This is a genomic window from Comamonas sp. C24C (assembly GCF_053345995.1).
The window spans coordinates 64,843-85,440 of sequence record NZ_JBKFBC010000006.1 but is presented as its reverse complement, the minus strand read 5'-3'; the positions used below and the strand labels follow the sequence as shown (position 1 = coordinate 85,440).

At 56.8% G+C, this 20,598-nt stretch carries 21 protein-coding genes; 18 read left to right on the top strand and 3 right to left on the bottom strand.

Annotated features, from left to right (window positions below; all coding sequences use genetic code 11):
• Positions 1-71 precede the first annotated feature (71 nt).
• Positions 72-356 (top strand): MliC family protein, encoded by a 285-nt coding sequence (locus ACLBXN_RS12780; RefSeq protein WP_230630214.1) that lies wholly within the window; start codon positions 72-74, stop codon positions 354-356.
• Positions 357-484: 128 nt separating this feature from the next.
• Here ACLBXN_RS12780 and ACLBXN_RS12775 read toward each other — a convergent pair whose 3' ends face one another.
• Positions 485-1,375: a LysR family transcriptional regulator gene (locus ACLBXN_RS12775; protein ID WP_447612375.1), complete on the bottom strand. Its 891-nt coding sequence runs from the start codon at positions 1,373-1,375 to the stop codon at positions 485-487.
• A gap of 168 nt (positions 1,376-1,543) precedes the next feature.
• On the opposite strand from ACLBXN_RS12775, the gene ACLBXN_RS12770 reads away from it, so the two are divergent.
• The 7 genes from ACLBXN_RS12770 (at position 1,544) to ACLBXN_RS12740 (ending at position 8,190) form a co-directional block, all read left to right on the top strand.
• The gene (locus tag ACLBXN_RS12770) at positions 1,544-2,542 is read left to right on the top strand and encodes a Bug family tripartite tricarboxylate transporter substrate binding protein (RefSeq protein ID WP_447612374.1); all 999 of its coding nucleotides are present in this window, start codon (positions 1,544-1,546) and stop codon (positions 2,540-2,542) included.
• Between the two features lie 79 nt (positions 2,543-2,621).
• Positions 2,622-3,905 carry a hypothetical protein gene (locus ACLBXN_RS12765; RefSeq protein ID WP_447612373.1) on the top strand — a complete coding sequence of 428 codons (1,284 nt, stop codon included), beginning with the start codon at positions 2,622-2,624 and terminating at the stop codon, positions 3,903-3,905.
• A 342-nt stretch (positions 3,906-4,247) separates the two neighbouring features.
• Positions 4,248-5,606, top strand: coding sequence for a chromate efflux transporter (gene chrA / locus ACLBXN_RS12760; protein ID WP_447612372.1), 1,359 nt, complete (start codon positions 4,248-4,250; stop codon positions 5,604-5,606).
• A gap of 150 nt (positions 5,607-5,756) precedes the next feature.
• Positions 5,757-6,374 carry a YdeI/OmpD-associated family protein gene (locus ACLBXN_RS12755; protein ID WP_447612371.1) on the top strand — a complete coding sequence of 206 codons (618 nt, stop codon included), beginning with the start codon at positions 5,757-5,759 and terminating at the stop codon, positions 6,372-6,374.
• Positions 6,375-6,597: 223 nt separating this feature from the next.
• Positions 6,598-6,942 (top strand): DUF4148 domain-containing protein, encoded by a 345-nt coding sequence (locus tag ACLBXN_RS12750; protein ID WP_447612370.1) that lies wholly within the window; start codon positions 6,598-6,600, stop codon positions 6,940-6,942.
• 351 nt (positions 6,943-7,293) lie between these two features.
• On the top strand, positions 7,294-7,965 hold the full coding sequence (locus ACLBXN_RS12745; protein ID WP_447612369.1) for an NAD(P)H-binding protein: 672 nt from the start codon (positions 7,294-7,296) through the stop codon (positions 7,963-7,965).
• A gap of 81 nt (positions 7,966-8,046) precedes the next feature.
• Positions 8,047-8,190, top strand: a complete 144-nt coding sequence (locus tag ACLBXN_RS12740; RefSeq protein ID WP_447612368.1) for a hypothetical protein — start codon at positions 8,047-8,049, stop codon at positions 8,188-8,190.
• 101 nt (positions 8,191-8,291) lie between these two features.
• Here ACLBXN_RS12740 and ACLBXN_RS12735 read toward each other — a convergent pair whose 3' ends face one another.
• The gene (locus ACLBXN_RS12735) at positions 8,292-8,543 is read right to left on the bottom strand and encodes a hypothetical protein (RefSeq protein ID WP_447612367.1); all 252 of its coding nucleotides are present in this window, start codon (positions 8,541-8,543) and stop codon (positions 8,292-8,294) included.
• A gap of 59 nt (positions 8,544-8,602) precedes the next feature.
• On the opposite strand from ACLBXN_RS12735, the gene ACLBXN_RS12730 reads away from it, so the two are divergent.
• On the top strand, positions 8,603-9,106 hold the full coding sequence (locus tag ACLBXN_RS12730; protein ID WP_211456995.1) for a macro domain-containing protein: 504 nt from the start codon (positions 8,603-8,605) through the stop codon (positions 9,104-9,106).
• Between the two features lie 574 nt (positions 9,107-9,680).
• Here the strand turns inward: ACLBXN_RS12730 and ACLBXN_RS12725 are convergent.
• Positions 9,681-10,520, bottom strand: coding sequence for an AlpA family phage regulatory protein (locus ACLBXN_RS12725; protein WP_447612366.1), 840 nt, complete (start codon positions 10,518-10,520; stop codon positions 9,681-9,683).
• A 672-nt stretch (positions 10,521-11,192) separates the two neighbouring features.
• On the opposite strand from ACLBXN_RS12725, the gene ACLBXN_RS12720 reads away from it, so the two are divergent.
• The 9 genes from ACLBXN_RS12720 (at position 11,193) to ACLBXN_RS12680 (ending at position 20,574) form a co-directional block, all read left to right on the top strand.
• The gene (locus ACLBXN_RS12720) at positions 11,193-12,401 is read left to right on the top strand and encodes a tyrosine-type recombinase/integrase (protein ID WP_447612365.1); all 1,209 of its coding nucleotides are present in this window, start codon (positions 11,193-11,195) and stop codon (positions 12,399-12,401) included.
• Positions 12,402-12,710: 309 nt separating this feature from the next.
• On the top strand, positions 12,711-13,754 hold the full coding sequence (locus ACLBXN_RS12715; protein WP_447612364.1) for a nucleoid-associated protein: 1,044 nt from the start codon (positions 12,711-12,713) through the stop codon (positions 13,752-13,754).
• 22 nt (positions 13,755-13,776) lie between these two features.
• Positions 13,777-14,913: a hypothetical protein gene (locus ACLBXN_RS12710; protein ID WP_447612363.1), complete on the top strand. Its 1,137-nt coding sequence runs from the start codon at positions 13,777-13,779 to the stop codon at positions 14,911-14,913.
• A gap of 284 nt (positions 14,914-15,197) precedes the next feature.
• Complete coding sequence (locus ACLBXN_RS12705; protein ID WP_447612362.1) at positions 15,198-15,443, top strand: hypothetical protein; 246 nt, start codon at positions 15,198-15,200, stop codon at positions 15,441-15,443.
• A 3-nt stretch (positions 15,444-15,446) separates the two neighbouring features.
• A complete protein-coding gene (locus ACLBXN_RS12700) occupies positions 15,447-15,827 on the top strand; it encodes a hypothetical protein (protein ID WP_447612361.1) in 381 nt (126 codons plus the stop codon).
• Positions 15,828-16,367: 540 nt separating this feature from the next.
• Positions 16,368-16,709 carry a helix-turn-helix transcriptional regulator gene (locus ACLBXN_RS12695; protein ID WP_167004670.1) on the top strand — a complete coding sequence of 114 codons (342 nt, stop codon included), beginning with the start codon at positions 16,368-16,370 and terminating at the stop codon, positions 16,707-16,709.
• Positions 16,706-17,230 carry a hypothetical protein gene (locus ACLBXN_RS12690; protein WP_447612360.1) on the top strand — a complete coding sequence of 175 codons (525 nt, stop codon included), beginning with the start codon at positions 16,706-16,708 and terminating at the stop codon, positions 17,228-17,230. Before ACLBXN_RS12695 ends, ACLBXN_RS12690 begins: the two co-directional genes overlap by 4 nt.
• Positions 17,227-20,112: a DUF927 domain-containing protein gene (locus tag ACLBXN_RS12685; protein WP_447612359.1), complete on the top strand. Its 2,886-nt coding sequence runs from the start codon at positions 17,227-17,229 to the stop codon at positions 20,110-20,112. Before ACLBXN_RS12690 ends, ACLBXN_RS12685 begins: the two co-directional genes overlap by 4 nt.
• The gene (locus tag ACLBXN_RS12680; RefSeq protein ID WP_447612358.1) at positions 20,113-20,574 is read left to right on the top strand and encodes a hypothetical protein; all 462 of its coding nucleotides are present in this window, start codon (positions 20,113-20,115) and stop codon (positions 20,572-20,574) included.
• The last annotated feature ends 24 nt before the right edge of the window (positions 20,575-20,598 follow it).

Below are 20,598 nucleotides of genomic sequence, written 5' to 3'. Positions count from 1 at the left end.
TTGCCCAATGACTGCCTCGGTCCTGCTTTGAAATGTCAGGGGAGAAATCTATGAGAGTCGCCGGATCCGCCTTGTTCATCGCCATCGCTGTCAGTGCCTGCAGCGCTGTGCCACCTCGGGATGCGGAGCGTGAAGTAGCCTTCACCTGTACCAATGGAGAATCGATCTCGGTGCGTTTTTTGCCGGCCAGCAGCAAGGCGGTCCTGATACGTGGCGGTCAAAGCGTTGAGTTGTCGCAGCAACCCAGCGGTTCCGGGTTTGTGTACAGCAACGGGCCCAACACCATTCGAGGCAAAGGGCTGGACCTGACGGTGGAGATCGGCCGCATGGTGCCGATTCAATGCAAGGCCCGTTGAGACCGAGCTTGCCTGTGATCACTCCATTCCAGTCTATGGGCTCGGTCGAAGGTACAGACTTATAGCCACACCGTCTCTGATGCGGCAGGCCGGGTGAGAGACCGGCCTTTTTCGCGAATCTGATCGCCTTATGCTGTCAGCTGCTTTTGCAACTCCTCGATAAAGCGTTGCGTGCGCTCCGAAGGAGCGGAATGACCTGGCAGTGCCAGCACGACTTCTACGGAGCATTCGGGGAGAAAGGGCTTGATGCAGAGGCTTGAGGCAAACGTTGCCGCCACATAGGGATTCACCACACCCAATCCCGTACCTTGCGCAGCTAGGCAGCAGATGGTGGAGGAGTAGGTGGTTTCGACGGTTGATCCTGGATGGACGTCATGCTCGAGCATGGTTCGCTGAAGCTGCAGGTAGATGTTGTCGTCCGAATTCAAGGTCAGCAGCAGCTGGCCCTCCAGATCTTTGACATGCAGGCTGCTGCGCTGAGCCAGCGGATGGTCTGGATGCATGACGCACACTGCCCGGGTCTGGTGCAGCACGCTTGCGTTGAGCTCGGGCGAGCCAATGGCCATGGTGCTGACCACCAGATCGAACTGACCGTGCAGCAGCCCTTCCCGAAGATGCGTGGTGCCTAGCGTCTGCAGGCTGATGTGGGTGCCCGGGTAGTAGGGCAAGAAGTTGTGCAGTGCTGCAGGAACAATGGATAAGCCCAGTGCCGGAGTGCAGCCTATGCGCAAGGTGCCGGCACCGAATTGCCGCAGCCCCTGCAGGTCGCGCTCTATGCGGTCCAGACCGACGAAGTGCTGCTGCACGGTCGAGAACAGCTCTCTTGCCTCTGCGGTTGGGCGCAGCCGTCCTTTATGCATATCAAACAGCTTCAGGCCTGCGCCTGTCTGCATCTGAGCCAGCAGGCGGCTGATGGACGGCTGCGTGGTGTGCAGCAGCTGGGCCGCAGCGGTCGTGGTGCCGGTTTGCATCACGGCACGAAAGGCTTCGATTTCCTTAAAACTCAAGGGGCGTGGCATGGCGCAGGCGGTTCGATGGTGAGATGCAAGGGTATACCAGCTGCGTATAGGTAGGTTTGAAAAATGAATTTTTCTGAGTAGGGCTGGCTTCCTACACTGACTTCCAACGAAACAATGCATGCGCTTTCTGGCATCGAGAGCGCAGAAATAAATCCAAGGAGTCATTAGATGGTTTGCATTAGCGCTCGTCGCTCTCTGTGTCTGGGTGTGCTGGCTGCCGCAACACTGGCAGGAATCGGTTCTGCCCAGGCTGAAGGAAGCTCTGCATATCCCAATCCTGCTCGTCAGATTCGCATCATCGTGCCGTTCACTGCAGGTGGCAGCTCGGATGTGCAAGCCCGCATGCTCGCCGATAGGCTGGGTCGTCTGTGGAACCAGCCAGTGGTGGTGGAAAACAAGCCTGGGGCGGGCGGTCATCTGGGCGGGAAATACGTGTCCGACCAGCCCGCGGATGGCTATACGCTGATGGTGGGGTCCATAGGACTGCATGCTGCCTACGCTGTCTACAAAAAATTGCCTTACGACCCCGCCAAGGAACTGCGCGTTGTCACCGTGCTGGCAGAGATGCCTCATGTGGTGGTGGCAACCCCCAATCTGTCAGTCAGGAACCTGCAGGAGCTGACCGCGCTTGCCAAGCAGGAGCCAGGCAGCATCAATTTTGGCTCTGCCGGCGTGGGCTCGTCGGTTCACATGATGGGGGAGTTGTACAAGCTGCAGTCCGGTGCGCCTATCGTTCATGTTCCCTATCGTGGCAGCTCGGCAGCGCTCAACGATTTGCTGGGTGGCCAGATCCAGCTGATGTTCGAGAACCCTCCGACAGTGCTGGCGCACGTCAAGGGCGGCAAGCTCAAGGCGCTGGCGGTGACCGGCAATGAACGCCTGGCCGCATTGCCGGATGTTCCGACGGCCAGTGAGGCCGGAATGAAGGACTATGTGGCCACGTCATGGACCACTGTCGCCGTGTCTTCCAAGGTGCCCCAGGCCGTGGTGCAGAAGCTCAGCGAAGACATCCGCAAGGTGGTCAATACGCCCGAGTTCCGCAAGGGGCTGCAAGAGCAGGGGATGAGTGCCGTGGCCAATACCTTGCCAGAAGCGCAGAGCTTTGTGGCCAGGGAAAAACAGCGCTGGGATCAGGTGATCGCTGCCGGAAAGATCACGGCGAACTGACCAGAGCCGGGCCTCTGTGCAGGCCTGGAACCGCTTTCGAGTCGCAGCCCGACGCTGCGACGCTACTGCTTGACATCCAATGACTACTTCCTTTGACTCTTCCTTTGTTCCCTGCCGACGCGTGGGCAGCAGCAACCTGCACCACTTCTTCGGCTACTACAACAAGTCCAACTGGGACAGGAGCAATAGCCTGCTCGCGGCGCAGCAAACACCCTGGATGGACATCTATCTGACCCCAGAGGCCAGGGCCACGATCGGCTATTTCGACACCCACGACGGCGACCGCTTTCACGCGGTGGGCGAGACTGGCGCCTGGAACTTCCAGATGGGCAGCCAGCTGCAATGGCTGGACGGTGCCTCGGGCCGCAAGCTGATCTATAACGATCGCACGGGCGATATGGCCGCTCCCTACCCGGGCTTTGGCGCCGTGGTAGTGGATGTGGATACGCAAGAGCGCCGCGTTCTGCCCATGCCCGTGTACGTGGTGGCACCCAGCAGTGACTGGGCACTGTCGGTCAACTACCGGCGCCTTTACATCACGCACGAGACCATTGGCTACAGCGAGCCGGGCCAGCCGTTTGAGTTGCCTCTGGCGCCCGCCGATGACGGCATCTGGCGCATGGAGCTGGCGACAGGCGATGCCCGGCTACTGGTCAGCTATGCGCAACTCAAGGCATTCCATCCAGTGGCTTCGATGGACAAGGCCATCCACTGGGTGAGTCATATCGAGGTCAATCCGGCCTCCTCACGCATACTTTTTCTGCATCGCTGGACAGAGCGTGTGAAGGACGAGACCTGCTTTTTGCACCGTCTTATCACCATGAATCCGGACGGCACCGACATGCGCCTGCTGGAGTGCTCCGATCATCCGCTGCCGCAACTGGCCGACGACTTCGACCCCGATGCCGTAGGCACGTTTGACTATGAAAAGTCGGAGTACCAGATCTCTCACCCGCTGTGGCAGGACAACGAGCACATCATCGTCTGGGGGCCGCATGCCGGCGAGATCCACTACCACCTCTACCACGATGTCGACGAAGGCGAGGTACTGGTGATCGGCCGCGATGTGCTGGTGGAAAACGGCCATATGACCTTCTCTCCGGTCAGTACCCGCTGGATGCTCAGTGATACCTATCCCGACGACAGCACGCACGAGCGCTTTCTGTTCCTGTTCGACATGCAGACCGGCCAGCGTCGCAATCTGGGCAGCTTCTATGCCACTCCGGAACTGAGCAAGGAAAACCGCTGTGACCTGCACCCACGCTGGAGTCGGGATGGCAAGCAGGTCTGCATTGACTCGGTGCACGAGGGCCAACGCCAGATGTATGTGCTGGATGTCTCGTCGATTTTGGATGCAGCCTGAAGACTGAAAGCAGCTCTATCGGTGATGAGGTTTTGTCGATCCGAGCTGCACTGTGCCTCAAGGGAGTGAAAGCTCTGGCGCCTGGTGGCTTCGTCTGCAGGAGATATCTGAGGCGAAGAAGCCCTGGGCGTAGAGGGCTGATATGCTTTTTTCGCTGGAACACAGCAAGTGCGGTTGTGTTCCATGTGCTGGCGCTGCTTTCGGTGACTGCAGACTTTATCCTCGGCATGTACGAGCGCCCGGGCGACTGGGCTAGAATTTCTGCATCGGGAAAGCAGCCTCCCGTCCCGCAAGGGTAGACGGTGTCCCGTCCAAGAGCTGGATATTCCCTATGGAGCTTTTATGGACACCGCTTTGCCCAGGCCCACCAATCCGGTTGCGCCCGTCTCTCTTTCGCTTTCAGAAGCGCTGCGTTTCTGGTTGAAGCTGGGCTTCATCAGCTTTGGTGGCCCCGCAGGTCAAATAGCACTCATGCATGAGGAGCTGGTAGATCGGCGTCGATGGATTTCCGAGAAGCGATTTCTTCACGCCCTGAACTACTGCATGCTGCTGCCGGGGCCCGAGGCGCAGCAGCTTGCCACCTACCTGGGGTGGTTGCTCCACCGGACATGGGGCGGCATTCTGGCAGGGGTTCTCTTTGTCTTGCCATCGCTGTTCATCATCATGGCTCTGGCCTGGCTGTATATGGCCCATGGCGACATACCGCTGATTGCGGGCTTCTTCTACGGCATCAAACCAGCGGTGACGGCGCTTGTGGCTCAGGCCGCTTACCGGGTGGGCTCCAGATCGCTCAAGAACAGCTGGCATTGGGGCATTGCGGCAGCTGCCTTTCTCGCCATATTCACACTCAATATTCCGTTTCCGCTCATCGTCATTGCGGCTGCAGCCATCGGCTTCGTTGGGGGTAAATTGCGTCCCGAAGCCTTTGGAGGCCCCAGCCATGAAAAAGGCAATGCGCATCAGTCACCAGGGGCTGCATTGATCGATGACGACACTCCCACTCCGCCGCATGCGCGATTTTCCTGGCGAGGATTCTGGCGGGTATTGCTGGTCTGCCTGACGCTGTGGGCCGGCGTGATGGGCGTGCTCGCCACGGCGTTTGGCCTGGAGTCTGCCTTGGTGCAAATGGGGTGGTTCTTCACCAAGGCCGCGCTGATGACCTTTGGGGGTGCATATGCGGTGCTGCCCTATGTTTACCAGGGCGCGGTGGAGAACTTCCATTGGTTGACGGCAACACAAATGATCGATGGGCTGGCTTTGGGAGAGACCACTCCAGGCCCTCTCATCATGGTGGTGTCCTTTGTGGCCTTTGTAGGCGGCTGGACCAAAGCGATCTTCGGTGCGGATTCGCTGCTGCTGGCCGGAGTCGCCGCAGCAGTGATCGCGACCTTCTTCACTTTTCTACCGTCGTTCTTTTTCATTTTGCTGGGCGGCCCCTTCATAGAGTCCACCCACGGCAAGCTGAAGTTCACTGCGCCACTGGTCGGCATCACCGCTGCGGTCGTGGGAGTCATCCTGAATCTGGCCGTCTTCTTTGCCTACCACGTCATTTGGCCCCAAGGCTTTGCAGGGCGCATTGAGTGGCCCTCGATTGCCATCGGGCTGGCAGCAGGCATCGCCTTGCTCCGCTTCAAGATCAATGTCATCTACGTCATCATTGCTGCCGGGATGATGGGGCTGCTCATGCAATTGTGGAGATAGGGCAAGACCTCGCACTGGGGGAAGTCATGGGCGTTCAGCGACTGCCACTGGCCGGGAGCTCTGGTTAAACTTGACCTCCCGTACCATCCACCAGGCTCCCGTTTCCTTGCCACGAGCCGTGCTGGTACTCATGCCGCATAGGTCCAGGTGATGCCTTCCGTCAAATCCGTCATCCCGCTCGAATTGGCTCCGACCCTGTTCAAGAGCGCCAAAGCCTTTGAGGCCTGGCTGAAGAAGAATCACGCTGCTTCCGAAGGGCTCTGGCTCAAGATCGCCAAGCGAGGAGCCAATGAGCCCAGTGTCACCTATCCCGAGGCGGTGGAGATTGCGCTGTGCTGGGGCTGGATCGATGGACAGAAGAAAAGTCTCGACGACCAGCACTATCTTCAGCGCTTCACGCCGCGTCGCGCGCGCAGCGTCTGGTCAAAGATCAATGTCGAGAAGGTGCAGGCTCTTATTGAGGCGGGCCGCATGCAGGCACCGGGTCAGGCCCAGATAGAGGCAGCCAAGGCTGACGGGCGCTGGGCGCGCGCCTATGACGGTGCGCGTACCTCTACCGTACCCGAGGACCTGCAGGCTGCGCTGGAAGCCGAGCCTTTGGCCAAGGCTTTTTTTGCTGGCCTCAATGCCTCCAATCGCTACGCGATACTGTGGCGTATCCAGACGGCCGCCAAGGCCGAGACACGTGCCAGGCGCATCGAGCAACTGGTGGCTATGCTTGCTCGCGGTGAGACCATCCATATCTTCAAACCCCGCCCCAAGGCCTGATTGCGCAACACGTGTACGCCCTTGTTTTGGGCGTTGAGCTGCCCGTGCTTGGGCGGCGGTGGCCAAGCCTCCGAGTCATGCGCCAAGGCTGCGGCAGAGCTGACAGGAATGTCATCGCGCTGTCCTGATTTTGATGGGCTCCGATCTCTAGCATCCACACATCTTCTCCTCAGCTTGAAGCAGGCCAAGGAGTTGTGTTCCCTAGACTTTTTTGGAGCCAACCATGTCTCAACATCGCATTTCACTGTCCCTTGCACTGGCCGGTGTGGCCACAGCCTTCACGCTTGCACTTCCCGGTACTGCTGCTGCCGCCTACGAGCATCCGGCAAACAATGAACAAGGCGTGACCGTTCATCCGGACCATTTCGTGAGCCAGAAAACCCGAGCACAGGTCAAAGCCGAGACCGAAGCAGCCCTCAAGCAGGGAGGTCTGTCGTTTGGCGAAAGCAGTTTTCCGAGAGAGATTCCCCGCAGCGGGTCCAGCAAAACCCGCGAGCAAGTGATTCAGGAATTGCGTGACGAATCGCCGTCCGCGCGAGAGGCGCGCCTGCGTTCCATCTCGGGCTAGGGAAACTTGGCGCACAGCAGCAAGTGCGAGTGTCTGGCTCAGGCAAACTCATATTGAGCGGCAGAATGTGCAGGCGGAAAGGATGTTTGCACATCTGCAAGTCGGTCTTCAGTCCTAGGGCATGTCCGCGCGCCAGTCTTGGCGACGGGGCATGATCAGTTGCTCTTTTCTGGATAATGAAAGGTGATAGCTCAGCTCGCCACTACTGGAGAGTACTGGCGATGCAAGGATGAGGTCGCCTTCTGTTCGACGCTGATAATTCCTGAGCTTGTCCATCGACGGTTTTACGGCTGGAGTGGACAGGCGCCCGAACCGCCGCCATACGATGCGTTTGAGTTGAGAGCTACTGTCATGACCACACAGTCCAATGGAAGAAGAGTGTTGCTGGCGGGCGCAACGGGCCTGGTCGGCAGCATGATGCTTCAAGCCTTGCTGGCCGACGCACAGGTCGAGCGGGTACATGCACTGAGTCGTCGGACGCTGAACATCCGCCATCCCAAGCTCCAGGTGCATATCGTCGATTTCAGCCACCTTCCCGCGCTGCCTGAGGTCGATGAGGTCTATCTGGCTTTGGGGACGACCATCAAGGTGGCGGGCAGCCAAGATGCATTCCGTGCCGTCGACCTGGACGCAAATCTGGCCGTGGCCAGGGCGGCGGTGGCTGCGGGAGCCCGGCGAGTGGGTCTGGTCAGTGCCGTGGGGGCCAGCGCACGCTCTTCGACGTTCTACAACCGCGTCAAGGGCGAGTTGGAGGATGCGTTGAAGGCGCTGGATCTCCTGACGCTGGTAATCGCCCAGCCATCGCTGCTTCTCGATAAACGTGATGGCCTGCAGCAACCTCCGCGCCTTGGCGAGCGGTTTGCAATTCCAATCGCCAGGCTGTTGGCTCCGCTGCTCCCCGGCAAGTACCGGCCAGTCCATGCACGGGCAGTCGCTTTGGCGCTGTTGCATACCGTACCGGTGGCACTGGGGCTGGTCGTTCTGGCTTCGGACGAGATGGCTCGCCTGGAGGTCGGCCGCTGAAGTCGACGGCATGATGGAAATAGAACTCTGACGGCTGATTCTTCGGTTCGGTAAAAAAGAGAACACTGCCAGGTTCTTTTCATGAAACGCAATGAAAGCCTTGGACGCATGTCCGCATTCGTCATTGTTAAAGCGATGAATGAAAGTGGCGTCAATACCCTAGCTTCAAAGCTAGGTTCGCTATTTTCAGTACTGATTGAATACCCGGAGATATTATTGAGCTGAGTCTTTATTGGTATTTATGGGAGATAAAGCTGCTCGGCAGTTTTATTTTCAGCATCAGTTTCTGGTGTGCAGCATGAACTGGCCGGCTCGGTCTCTGCTGCTCAGGTGCGCAGGGACCTCTGCAGATAGGCATCTGCAGTTGCGGCGTCACATCTTGCGGCGCGAGTGGCAGACTGGATGAGCATACGAAAAAGAGATTTTGTATTCGTATTTTCTTTGATCTGATTCTGATTTAAATCAATAAAATCAAGTGAGGAGTTGTTTCCAATGGGAGTGGTTAACTTTATTCTTAAGTCGTTCATGACTATTTCATCGAATTGCCTGCAGTCAGTTTTCCATTTGGAGATCTCCATTTAAATATATGCAATTGTGAATGCAGATAATTATTATTTCACCGACAAAGGAGTAATTGATGATCAAGGAAGTTAGCGGCGATATTCTCTTGAGCAATGCAGATTTGCTGGGGCACGGTATCTCGGCGTTCGATCCCTTTGACAGTGGCCTGGCTCTGGCCTTGCGTGAGCGCTGGCCCTCTCTGGTGAAGGATTACCGTCACGACACGCGCAACAAGTCCATTGTTCCCGGCGATGTCTGGGGCTGGACGGGCGTGCAGGAAGGTGGCGGTGTGCGCAAGATCATCAATCTGGTCACACAGAACACGATGGGGCAGGGGCCTGGCGCCAAGCCCGGCAAAGCGAGCGTGGAAAACGTGCGCCGCGCACTGCAGAACCTGTCGAGATATATCAAGGAAGAGAAGATCCAAAGCGTTGCATTGCCCCGTCTTGCAACCGGTGTGGGCGGCTTGGAATGGGAGGATGTGAAACCTCTTATTTCTCAGTACCTTGGTGAGGCGGGCATCCCGGTGATCATTTATTCGACTTATCGCAAGGGTGAGAAGGCCGACGAGGGTCTTTGATCGACAATATCGACCTCGCGGTGCAAGGCAGCTTTTAGGCTGCCTTTTTTATGCCGGGCATCGCGCTGCTATTGCACGTCTGTGCCGCATCCGCTGTTGGCGCCTTCTCTAGGCGAGGTGGGAGGCGGAGCGATTCGACGCGCATGCAGGTACCCGATCTCTCAAGCTCTGAGCCAGTCAGCCACCGACTGCTGTGGGGCAGGCGGTTCGATTGAATGCATTGGAGTGGTTGAGCGGTGCCTTGGAGCATCGCCATGCCTTGAGCTGCAAACCGAACTGCTCAAGCGGATGTCCGTCTGCGAGCTTGCGGCACAAAACGACATCAGAGCCCCCACTGTTGACAATAGCCTGCAAGAGCAATCTGTTGCCGCGTATCGCTTCGGCAATGCCTGCCAGGCATCGGGCAGGCATTGGAGATGTCGGTCACGTTCTATGGGGGTGAAACTCTGCCGTTGCTGGCACGTTTGATACCTTCAAGAAGTGGCAGTGCATGAAACATGCGAGGTTTCAAGCTCATCGGGCGGCCTATGCGGCACAGCTTTTCGTCCCTTGAAGATCGGTGGAAAACAGGTGCTCAGGGGGCGTGGGCTATGGTGTTCGGATACCACTCCGAAATGGTCATTGCTGCATGTGCATGGGCCAATCGCCAGTGATCCTTTGGAGTGCTGCCGGGCCGATCGGGTAATTCAATATGCCGGTCGGCCGCCCTGATCGCAAACCAGAGCCCGCTGCCCCAGCCGTTGTTGAGCGGTGGCTTATGAAGTGCTGGTGAAGTAATCACAATCACCCTCTTGTTTGTCGCACGTGCGTAGCCGATCTCAACCATGGTGCCATAGGCTTCAAGGTCTTCGAGATAGGCTACAACGACATCGGCCCGTGAGATGCCTTGAAGAGCTCCACGGTATGCGGCATTCTGAGCTCGATCGGGCGAGGATGAGCTGGCGCCATTCGGGTATCCGTGGTCGATGCTCTGAGCTTTCCAGGGACCTGAATACATGAACCTCGTACGCGTTCCGTGAAAGACCATTTCTCGCGGCGGAGCAATCAGCACATCGGTTTCCGAACTTTCACTTCCCAAATTCCCGCGAGCACTGGATCTGGAAACGTCGAAGATTCGCCAGCAAGAGAAATTGCTGTCTGGCTTCTGGTTACCTTCAGGCCCTCCCATTTTTCCTGCCATGTAGATAACGGGAAGCGCGAGGTTCGCTTGACGATTTGCTTTGCTTGTCTGTAGCCAGTTTTCGACATCAACCTCGAACCAGCCAATGCTTCTGTTGCTCATCGGCGTGGGATGGGGAAACTTGTCTTGCCGCAAAAGCTTGTAGAGCGTTGACTTGGAAAGCGCTGTCCGTGCCAGAACCTCATCCATGGGAATGACATGCTTGGTGGAACGTAACGTGCTTTTCCTCGGCATATGGTCTCTCTAGCTCGGACGTCGGGTGAATGAAGCGTAGTTGATCGATGCAATAAGTATTGATTTTCGATAGTTGTGTTCAATGTAGGCGAGACTCTAACATTGCTGTGAAATACGAACGATTTTTATTTCACGGCTTTCGCTTGACCACCTTTCGTCCTTGACGTCATTGCCACGCCTGATGCTTCGTGCAGTTCCAATTACGACCCCATCGGTCGAGCACGGGTCCTTCCGGCTTGGACTGGAAGAGGGCACTTCAGCCAAGTTGTCGGACTGTTTGATGAGCTGCCTGAGGGGGAGTCAAGTGAAAGGTGCTTCCACCGAACAGCAGGGAGGGCGCTGGGTAGTGAGAACCGGCGCAGGCAAACGCCAAAGATCAGGCGAATCCGGGCTACGCGCCTGATGACTGGAATGCATGGGCGAATGAGATATGCCCCAAATGTGCCCCAGGAAGTCCTCGGATTGAGGCACTGTCTACGGGCTTCAGCGTACTTCCAACTGAAGTCTGCAAAGGGAAAAGAAAAAGGCCGGAAGGTTATGCACCTTCGCGGCCTTGAATTTGGTCCCCGACAGAAATCACACTCTGCCCGCTAACCCGCATGGATGTTAGGTCTCGTACAAACGAGCCTAAGATGTACCCCCAAATGTACCCCCAGCCATGCGAGGATGCCCATGAAACTGACCGACGCCAAGCTGCGCAACCTGAGCGAGACCGGCAAATACTTCGACGGCGGCGGGCTGTTTCTTGACTACGCCAAGACCGGCGGCAAGTACTGGCGGCTCAAGTACCGTAGCAACGGCAAAGAGAAGCTGCTGGCCCTGGGCGTCTATCCGGCAGTCGGCCTCAAGGATGCACGGGAACAAGCCGTGCAGGCCCGCATGCTCATCAAGTCCGGCATTGATCCGGCAGAGCAGCGCAAAGTGGGCAAGGCCAAGGCCGAGAAAGAGGCCGTCAACACTCTGCAGGCCGTGACCGCCGAATGGCTGGAGCACCAGGCCGCCCGGTGGGAGCCCGTCACGCTGCAGCGCATACAGGCCTCTCTGGAAAACGACATCCTGCACATCCTGGGCGCAAGGCCGCTGGCCAGCATCACGCCGCTGGAGGTCATGGCCGCCGTCAAGGTGATCGAGGCCCGTGGCGCGGGCGAGCAGGCAGGAAGGGTGCTGCAACGGGTCAAGGCCATCTTTCGCTGGGCCGTCATTCACGGGCGGCTGCAAAGCAACCCCATGGTGGATCTGGTGCCGTCCGAGATCCTGCGGCCCCGCGAAGTCAAACACCGTGCGGCCATCGACGACCGCGAACTGCCCGAGTTCCTGGCCCGGCTCGATGCCTATGACGGCGAGCTGCACACCGTCAGTGCCTTGCGCTTGCTCATCCTTACCGCCACCCGACCTGGAGAAGCACGCGGTGCCCGCTGGGATGAAATCGACCTGGACGCAGCTGTGTGGACTATCCCTGCCGAGCGCATGAAGATGCGGCAGGAACACCGCGTGCCCCTGTCGCGGCAGGCAGTGGCCGTACTGCAGCAGATGCGGCCCATCTCCGAGCGGCTGGAGCTGGTCTTTCCCAGCCCGTTCTACAGCACGAAGCCGCTAAGCGAGAACACCTTCAACTCGGCCATGGCCCGCATGGGCTACAAGTACCTTGCCACGGCCCACGGCTTTCGGGCGCTGTTCTCGACCGTGGCCAACGAGGCAGGCTGGCGCCCGGACGTAATAGAGCGGCAACTGGCCCACAAAGAGCGCAACCAGGTGCGGGCCGCCTACCACCGCAGCACCTATATGGCAGAACGCACCCAGCTCATGCAATGGTGGGCCGACTATCTGGAGGCACGCAGAGTGGGGCAGATGCTGGCCATGCCGCAACAGGCTAGAGGTTAGACCGCTCCAGGCATAAGAGACTGATTACCAGCCGCCCGTCGAGGCGGCTTTTTTGTGTCTGCTAACCGAGAAGTGTCTTTTTGTTACAACGCATTTTGCTTCGGGACTATTTCTGCAAAAACCGTGGGAACGCGGGAACAAGCGCAGCAGAAATACCGGAAATGCTGATGCAGCAAGCATTAGGTGCTATCAAAAGCTGTGGGAACACAGTGGGAACAAGAAGGGAACATAGTGGGAACAAAGTAGATTTATTCAATTATTTTTATATAGTTATGGTATTCATATTCAACACATATAAGGAAGTAATCCATGGAGCAGATGTTAAAAAGAGCGGTTATTCATAAAATAGACAAAGTTGCAGGATTACCTGCTGAAATTAAGGATGCGAAAGCCTGTCTAAGTGTTGAAGATGCTCCATTGAAAAGCCTTGTTAATCAGGTTCATTCAGTCTATTCCGGAAAATCTTCAAAGAGCTATGGAAAATTCAATGAGGATTTGACACTCGTTTCAGCAGAAAGACATCTTATTCCGATAAGAGATGATAAGCCCGATGCTGACTTCCTAAGCATCACAGTAAATTTGATGAAAATTCTCAAAGCAAAATCCGATGGTGAGAATTTTTCTACTGGAGGTCATGTATTGTTTGCGGAATCGACCTCTTCAAACATCAAATGGCTACTAATTGCCGTTCTTAATAATAAAGATGGAACTACCATTGATGATGATTTAAAAGTCCTTCAATCTACGCACTTAGATATAGACGGAATAAGATTTGCTGGCCGAGTAAATATGACCAGCTGGAAAGATAGTGAAGCAGATAGGTACATCAGTTTTCTTAAGGGAAAAAATAACGATGTCTCAAAATATTTTCAGGAATTTCTTGGATGCAATGCTGTGCAGCAAGAGCTTAGTGACACTAGAAACCTAGTTGCTGCTGTAAAGAAGTTTGCTGATTCAAATTGCAAAACGGAATCAGCAAAAGAGGATTTGCTCAAAGAAGTTTACAAATATGCAGATGAAAAAATAAAAGAAGGAAAAACAATAGATCTGGTAGAATTGTCAAACAGAATTTGGCCTTCAGAGCCAAAGTTGCTGCAACAGACACTTAACGAATCAGATCCGCCAATTCCAGACGATTTCAGGCCTATCAAAAGAGGTCTTGATGGACTGAAGCGATTTACAGCTAAAGCTAAAAATTGGAAGTTGGATTTTGATAGAGATGCAATACAAACAAGAACTATTGAGTTTGATCAAGAAAAGAAAACGCTAACAATCAAAAATCTTCCTGAAGATATATTGAGTGAACTCATCGCAGAGTTCAAGCCAGACGAAGATGAAGCCGAAACTGAGTGATCTAGTAGAAATTTGTAGAGCCATGAAGTCACCCTCCTGGAGTGAGGGGGGGATTCGTGGCGAGCTAACCATCTCTGCTCAGGAGATTGCCGATAAATTAAATAATATTCTTAAAAATGATTATGTGGATGAGTTCCCCTGTTTCCTTGAAAAAGGAAATGAATCCGAATTAAAAATTAATGATGAATTAATTATTAAATTCACTCCGCCCCGTGCAGCTATCGGTTTCATATTCAAAAACATAGAGCATCTTCTGGAAAATAATGAGATTTCCTCTGGAGTTTCAAAGAGAAAATGGTATGTGCTTGAAGAGGATACGGCAAGTTGGGAATCGGGGAAAGAATTAAATAAAAAGCTGGCCACAGTCGGGAAGTTGGTTAAAACTCTTTCTTCGTCTGCAACAGTTTTCAATGAGAAAAAATCAGAATTAATATTTATTAATGGAGCAAGATTTGATATCTCTATAAATTATAGCGAGGCATTCTTAGATAAACTTGATGCTGATTTAATAGAGAAGATATACAATTCATTTCAGTCAGAAGACGTACACCTTGAGCAGAAACGTCAAATATATGCCACGAGTATTTGTAGCATGCTCGTAAATACATCGATTGATGAACGTTTTTCTAAAATATTAGATAACTTAGATGAGCTTAAAAGAAATTACGATGATGGATATAAGCTTTTTGCGTCGTCTTTTTCTTTCGATAAAATAAAAGATGAGGCTGAAGCATTAAGAATAGAATATTCAACAAAAATACATAAAACAATCTCAGATATTCATAGCCAAATATTAGGTATACCAATTGCTACTGTCGTTGTGGCGAGTCAATTCAAAGAAGTTACTTCATCGGCACATCAAATTTGGATAAATATTGCCGTGATGTTTGGTGCAACTATATTTTGTTTTGTTCTTTTTTTTGCTATTATTAATCAATGGCATACATTATCTTTAATTAGTACTGAAATAGATCGACAAAGAAAGTCGTTTGAAAAACAAAATAGAGAACTTGCTGATAGATTTTCTTCAAAATTTGACGATCTTAATAATCGAATATTTTGGCATCATGTTGCATTGGCTTTCATTCTCTCAACAGCCGCCACAGCGTGGGTGTTCAGCTTGGGGGTTTTCTGGCTGATTAGTAAAGTCCTTTTGTAGAGAGCACTTCTTCTGGCACAATCCACCCCAGCCCCCTGTCCCGGGGCTGGTGCTTCAAAACACCTGTCAACCACGGTGCAACCTCCCCGATAGCGAGGTTTTGTCACGTCTGAACACTGGAAAAGTGGGCACAGCGCCTGCACATCCACACGGTTACGGGCGGGATGGGGCTATCCGTAAGGACGTCCGCACGCCTGGTTGCGTGTTTTGAACATCCCGTCCACCTGTTTCGTGCTTCAAAACGCGGTGCAGGTGGTTCAAGTCTCAACCAGGAGCACGGAACCATGAACACCGTATCTCGCCCCCTGGCCAGCGCCCAGCCTTTTGGTGCTGCATGCCTGTCTCTGCCCGCTACGGGCAACATCCCTGACCCTATCCAACTGCACATGCAGGCGATCAACAGCCTGAGCCGCTGCAAAGCCATGCTCACGGCCCGCGAGCCTATGTACCTGTTTGCCCAGCAACTGCTTGCAGAGGCACAGCAGGCCATTGCCACGCTGCAATCTATCGACCTGAACCCAGAGGGCTGAGCCATGACAGCCCTCAACGCATCTGCTGCCCGCAACGCAGTGGCAGCGCAGCCGCTCCCGCCTTTTGCGCCGCTATACACAACCCCCATCGACGCCACCTCCGATCCGCAGGCCCGGCTCTCGCACCGCGAAGCGCGCCAGCTCGTGTGCGAGATCCGCACGTGGGCACGCCAGTTCAACGCACCCGATGCAAAAGCGCTGGCCGCAGCCATGGATGACATGGAACGCCTGCTGCTTTGGCTGTGGACGGAGATGGATGAAAGCCTGCTGCGTTTGACGCTGGCCGAGTCCGCATCGCCCCCCGAAAAAGCCGCTGAACTGCGGGCCGTGGCCATGCAGTTTTTGGGCCGCTGGCTGGGCCGAAAAAGCACCGATCAGGGCTGAAAAAACCGCTCTGGAACAGGCCGCAGGGGGCTTGTCCCCCTGAATGTCAGTGGGTCATGCGATATCAGAGAGTGATTTTTTCGGTTTTTTCAGGTGAGCTTTTGGCGTAGTTGCTAGCTCTCCGCAGAGTCGAAAAAAAGGTGCTTCAAGTTGCAACGAAAACATGCGTTTGCTATTGATTTGATTGCATTAAATCAATGCCTGATAACAGATTGATTGCAGTTACAAAATATGGCGACATGTTTTACATGGACTTGTCCGCGTATCTCTTGGACGATCGCCCGCGCTGACTTTCTTGGACTTCTTTGCACTTTGTTGGAGAGACAAAAACATGCATCACCGATCACAAGCAACGCGTGCCGTTTTGGCTGCCAGTGCCCATTACTGGCGCATGCACATCAATGCCCGCCAGTCACTGCCGAACCATGCGCCGCGCCGCTTCGCACGCATTGCTGCAGGCCCGTGCAAACAGGCTGCATCCACCGCGCCGGCCAAGTTGCGCCAGGGCTGAGGTTTTCACTTTTCTACGGAGAGCAAGACATGAACGTGCATGACATCCACGCCGCGCCGTCCCGCCAAGAAGCCGATGCCTGCAAGAAGCGCCGCCGCTCCGTGCCGGTGGCGGTGTATGCCAAGGGCGGCTTGCAGCCGGGCGATCGCCTGCTGCCGCTGGCCGAGGTGGAGCGCATGACTTCGGCCAAGAAAAGCTGGATTTATTACCGCATCGGGCAGGGGCTGTTTCCCCGTCCGATTCGCCTGTGTGCAGGTCGCCGCGTGGCATGGAGCGAGCGGGCCATTCAAGCCTGGATCGAGGCCCAGTCTGCCGGTGAGGGCGGCCTGAGCAATGTGCCTGAAAGCAATATCGAGGGAGAAAAGGTATGAGCCGATTACCCGATCAATGGACGCCCAGCCCCGCTGCCGAGAAAGCCATTCAGGCTGCGCAGTTGCAGGCGCAGAGGCTGCTGCAACTGGCCGCAGAGCATCTGCAGAGCAACAAGGTGCCGGAGGATGAAGTGCTTTATCAGCTGCGGATTCCTGCAGACCCTGGCAACCCGCATGCGGTGCTGCAATTGCAAATTGCTTGGCCCGGCGTGCTGCAGCTGGTGAATGCCCGCGTTGGCTTGCTGCAAAGCGCCAACCTGGCCGATGCGGACTGGGTGATGCGAGCTAGGCTGCCCCAACTGCGTGCCCGCTGCCCGGCTGATCGCGTGCTGCTCAAGGCGACCATGCGCCGCCCCCACACCCTGCCGGTGAAAGTGACGTTCGACGCTTCTGGCGTGTTGCGTGTGATGCATGCCCGCACCCACAAGCTGCTGGCGGTGTCTGCACAGGGCGCACCGTTCAAGCTGTCGCCCGATTTTCAGGCGCTGACCTTTCATGACCTGATGCCGAGGCTGCGATGACTGGAACGCCAATTTCTGTCGCCCTGTTGGGCGAGGCGCTGGGCTTTATCCCGGCAAGCCTGCCGCGTGACGAATGGGCACGCGTGGGCATGGCGATCAAAAGCGAGTTCCCGGACGATGCGGGCTGGGGACTGTTTCGAGACTGGAGCGCCAGCGATGCGGCCAGCTTCGACGAAGCTGCGGCGCTGAGCACATGGCGCAGCATCAAGGCCGGTGGCGGGGTGGGCGTGTCCACCTTGCTGTATCTGGCCAAGCAACACGGCTTCAAGCTGCCGCGGCGAAGCAAGGGGCCGCATCTGCCGGGCAAGTCCTTGCCGGGCAGGGCAGTGCAAAAGTCTGTCGCCGCCAAGGCCGCCGAAGAGGCGCAGCAGAAGGCCGCCCAGCAAGCCGTGGCACAGCAGGCCGTGCAGCAGTGGGAGGCCGCCAGCACCACGGGCAGCAGTGCTTATTTGCAGCGCAAGGGCGTGATGGGCTACGGCGTGCGTTATGCCGCCGATGGCTGCTTGCTGGTGCCGCTGCGTGATGAAAAAGGCGAGCTGTGGAATGTGCAACGCATTGCCCCGGTCAAGCCCGCGAAGGGGCCGGACAAGCTGTTTTTGAAGGGTGGCAGAAAGTCGGGCCTGTGGCACATGCTGGGCAGTGCAGACGCTGCCGAAACCGTGCTGCTGGCCGAAGGCTATGCCACTGCCGCCAGCTTGCGGCAGGCCACGGGATTGCCAGTGGCCATGGCCTTTGATGCGGGCAATCTGCTGCATGTGGCCAAGGCCTTGCATGAGCTGATTCCCGACGCCTTGCTGGTGGTGTGCGGCGATGACGATGCCGACGCCGAGCAGAAGATGGGCCGCAATACCGGGCGTAGCAAGGCCAGTGCAGCCGCTGCGGCGGTGGGCGGTGCGGCGGTCTTCCCCACGGATCTGCCGGACGGCGGCAGCGACTTCAACGACATGCATCTGGCCCGCAGCCTGGAGGTCGTGAAGGCGTGCGTGATGGATGCGATCGAGCAGCACCGAACGAATGCCGCCAAGGCTGCAGACTCACAGCAAGGGCATGAGTTGGGGCCGGATGCTGGGCCTGTGCAAACGGGCGACGACCCGTTCAGCGTGACGCAATACGGCGTGTGGTTTCATGGCCGCGACAAAGACGGCAATCTGGCCCGCCCGCTGTGGTTGTGCTCGCCCTTGCAGGTGGAGGCGCTGACGCGCAATCAGGAGGGCATGGGCTGGGGCTACCTGCTGAGTTTTGAAGACCCGCTGGGCGTGCCGCGCCAGTGGGCCATGCCTGCCCGCATGCTGAGCAGCGATGGCGGCGAGTACCGGGGAATGCTGCTGAACATGGGGCTGCGCATTGCCACTGCACCCATGGCCAGAAACCGGCTGACTGAGTACATCCAGACCCGCAAGCCAGGTGCGTTTGCCAGCTGCACCGACCGCATCGGTTGGCACAAGCGGGCCTTTGTGCTGCCGCACGAAACCATTGGCGACAAGGACGAGCGCATTGTTTTTCAGTCGGATGCTGCGATGGAAAACACCTTCCGCATCAAGCGTGGTGTGGATGACTGGATCGAGCACGTAGGCAGCTACTGTGCGGGCAATAGCCGCATGGTGTTTGCGGTGTGCTGTGCGTTTGCCGGGCCGATGTTGCGGCCTGCGGGCATGGAGAGCGGCGGCTTTCACATTCGGGGCGGCAGCTCGTCGGGCAAGACCACGGCGGCGCGTATTGCTGCCAGTGTTTACGGCGGCCCGGACTATATGCAGCGCTGGCGCACCACGGACAACGCACTGGAGGTGATTGCGGCCCAGCATTGCGACAGTTTGCTGATTCTGGACGAGCTGTCTCAGGTGGACGGCAAGGTGGCGGGCGACTGTGCCTACATGCTGGCCAACGAACAGAGCAAGGCGCGATCGACACGCACGGGCGCTGCACGCTCGCGGCTGTCGTGGCGGTTGCTGTTTCTGAGCACGGGCGAGCTGAGTTTGACTGATCACATGGCCGAGGGCGGCAAGCGATCCAGAACCGGCCAGGACGTACGCATGGCCGATATTCCAGCCGAAGCAGGCAAGGGTTGGGGAGCCTTCGAGCATCTGCACGGCCAGCCGGATCCGGCCTCTCTGGCTGCGTTGCTGACCCGTGAAGCCGAGCGCTGTCATGGTGCTGTCGGTCGTGCCTTTTTGCAGTGGGCCACGGCCAATGCCGAGACCTTGCCCAAGCGCTTGCGGGATGCCGTGAGCGTGCTCACCGCCGCCTGGATGCCGCAGGGTGCGAGTGGGCAGGTGGCGCGTGTGGCAGCCCGTTTTGCTTTGGTTGCAGTGGCCGGTGCCATGGCGACCGAAGCGGGCCTGACTGGCTGGAATGAAGGCGAGAGCGAGGACGCGGTGAAAGCCTGCTTTGATGCATGGCTGGCAGGCCGTGGCGGATCCGGCAGCGGCGAAGTGACGGCCATGCTGCGGCAGGTGCGGGCCTTCTTTGAAGCGCATGGCGAGGGCCGCTTTACGTGGTGGCATCGAGCCGCCGACGATCACAGCGTGAAGACGTTGCAGCGTGCTGGGTATCGGCGTCTGGTCGATGAAGAGGGCAAGCCCGTGAAGGCCGAGCCGAAGGTGAGCGGCCCACGCCTGAATGGCGACGATCAGCGGCTGTATGACGAGCTGGTGCCTGCGGTGGCCACAGAGGATATGCAGGTGGAGTTCTTTGTGTTGCCCGAGGTGTTCCGCAACGAGGTCTGCAATGGCTACGACTACACGGCGGTGTGCAGCGTGCTGCTGCAGCATGGCTGTTTGAAGCCAGGCAAGGGCCGCAGCTACGACGACAAGCAGCGTCTGCCCGGACTGGGGCAGGCACGCTGCTATCGCATCACGTCAGCGATCTATGAACTGGAGGTGTGAGTGACCGAGTGCAAGCGAACGAGGCAGGCCAGCCGCCTGCCGGAGAACCCCATTCGGCGCATGCGCATTGCAGCCCGTTTGCTGCGTGAGCAGCACGGCGAGCTGGCTGCATGGTTGGAGGCTGCGGTGCAGGAGCACATCCAGCAGGGCACCGATATGGACAGGGCGCTGGGCTTTGCGGGCACGCTGGGCCGCACGCCTCGTTTTGATGTGCTGCGCGTGTGGCGCAACCGCCTGTTGTCGCGTGCATTGCTGCATCTGCATGGCGATATGCGGGCGCTGCACCGTGAGGTGCTGTTGTACCTGGAGCGGGTTCCCGAGTACCTCAAAGACCGGCAGCAGCCGGATATGAACTGGACTGCCGCACGCCGTTTGATACACCGTGCCCATCGTCAGGGGCTGGGCCTGCCTGCCACGCTCGACGGGCTGCGCAAGGCCTTGCGAAACATGGGCTGCAGCTGAGTTGAATGTGTGAAATCGCAGCCT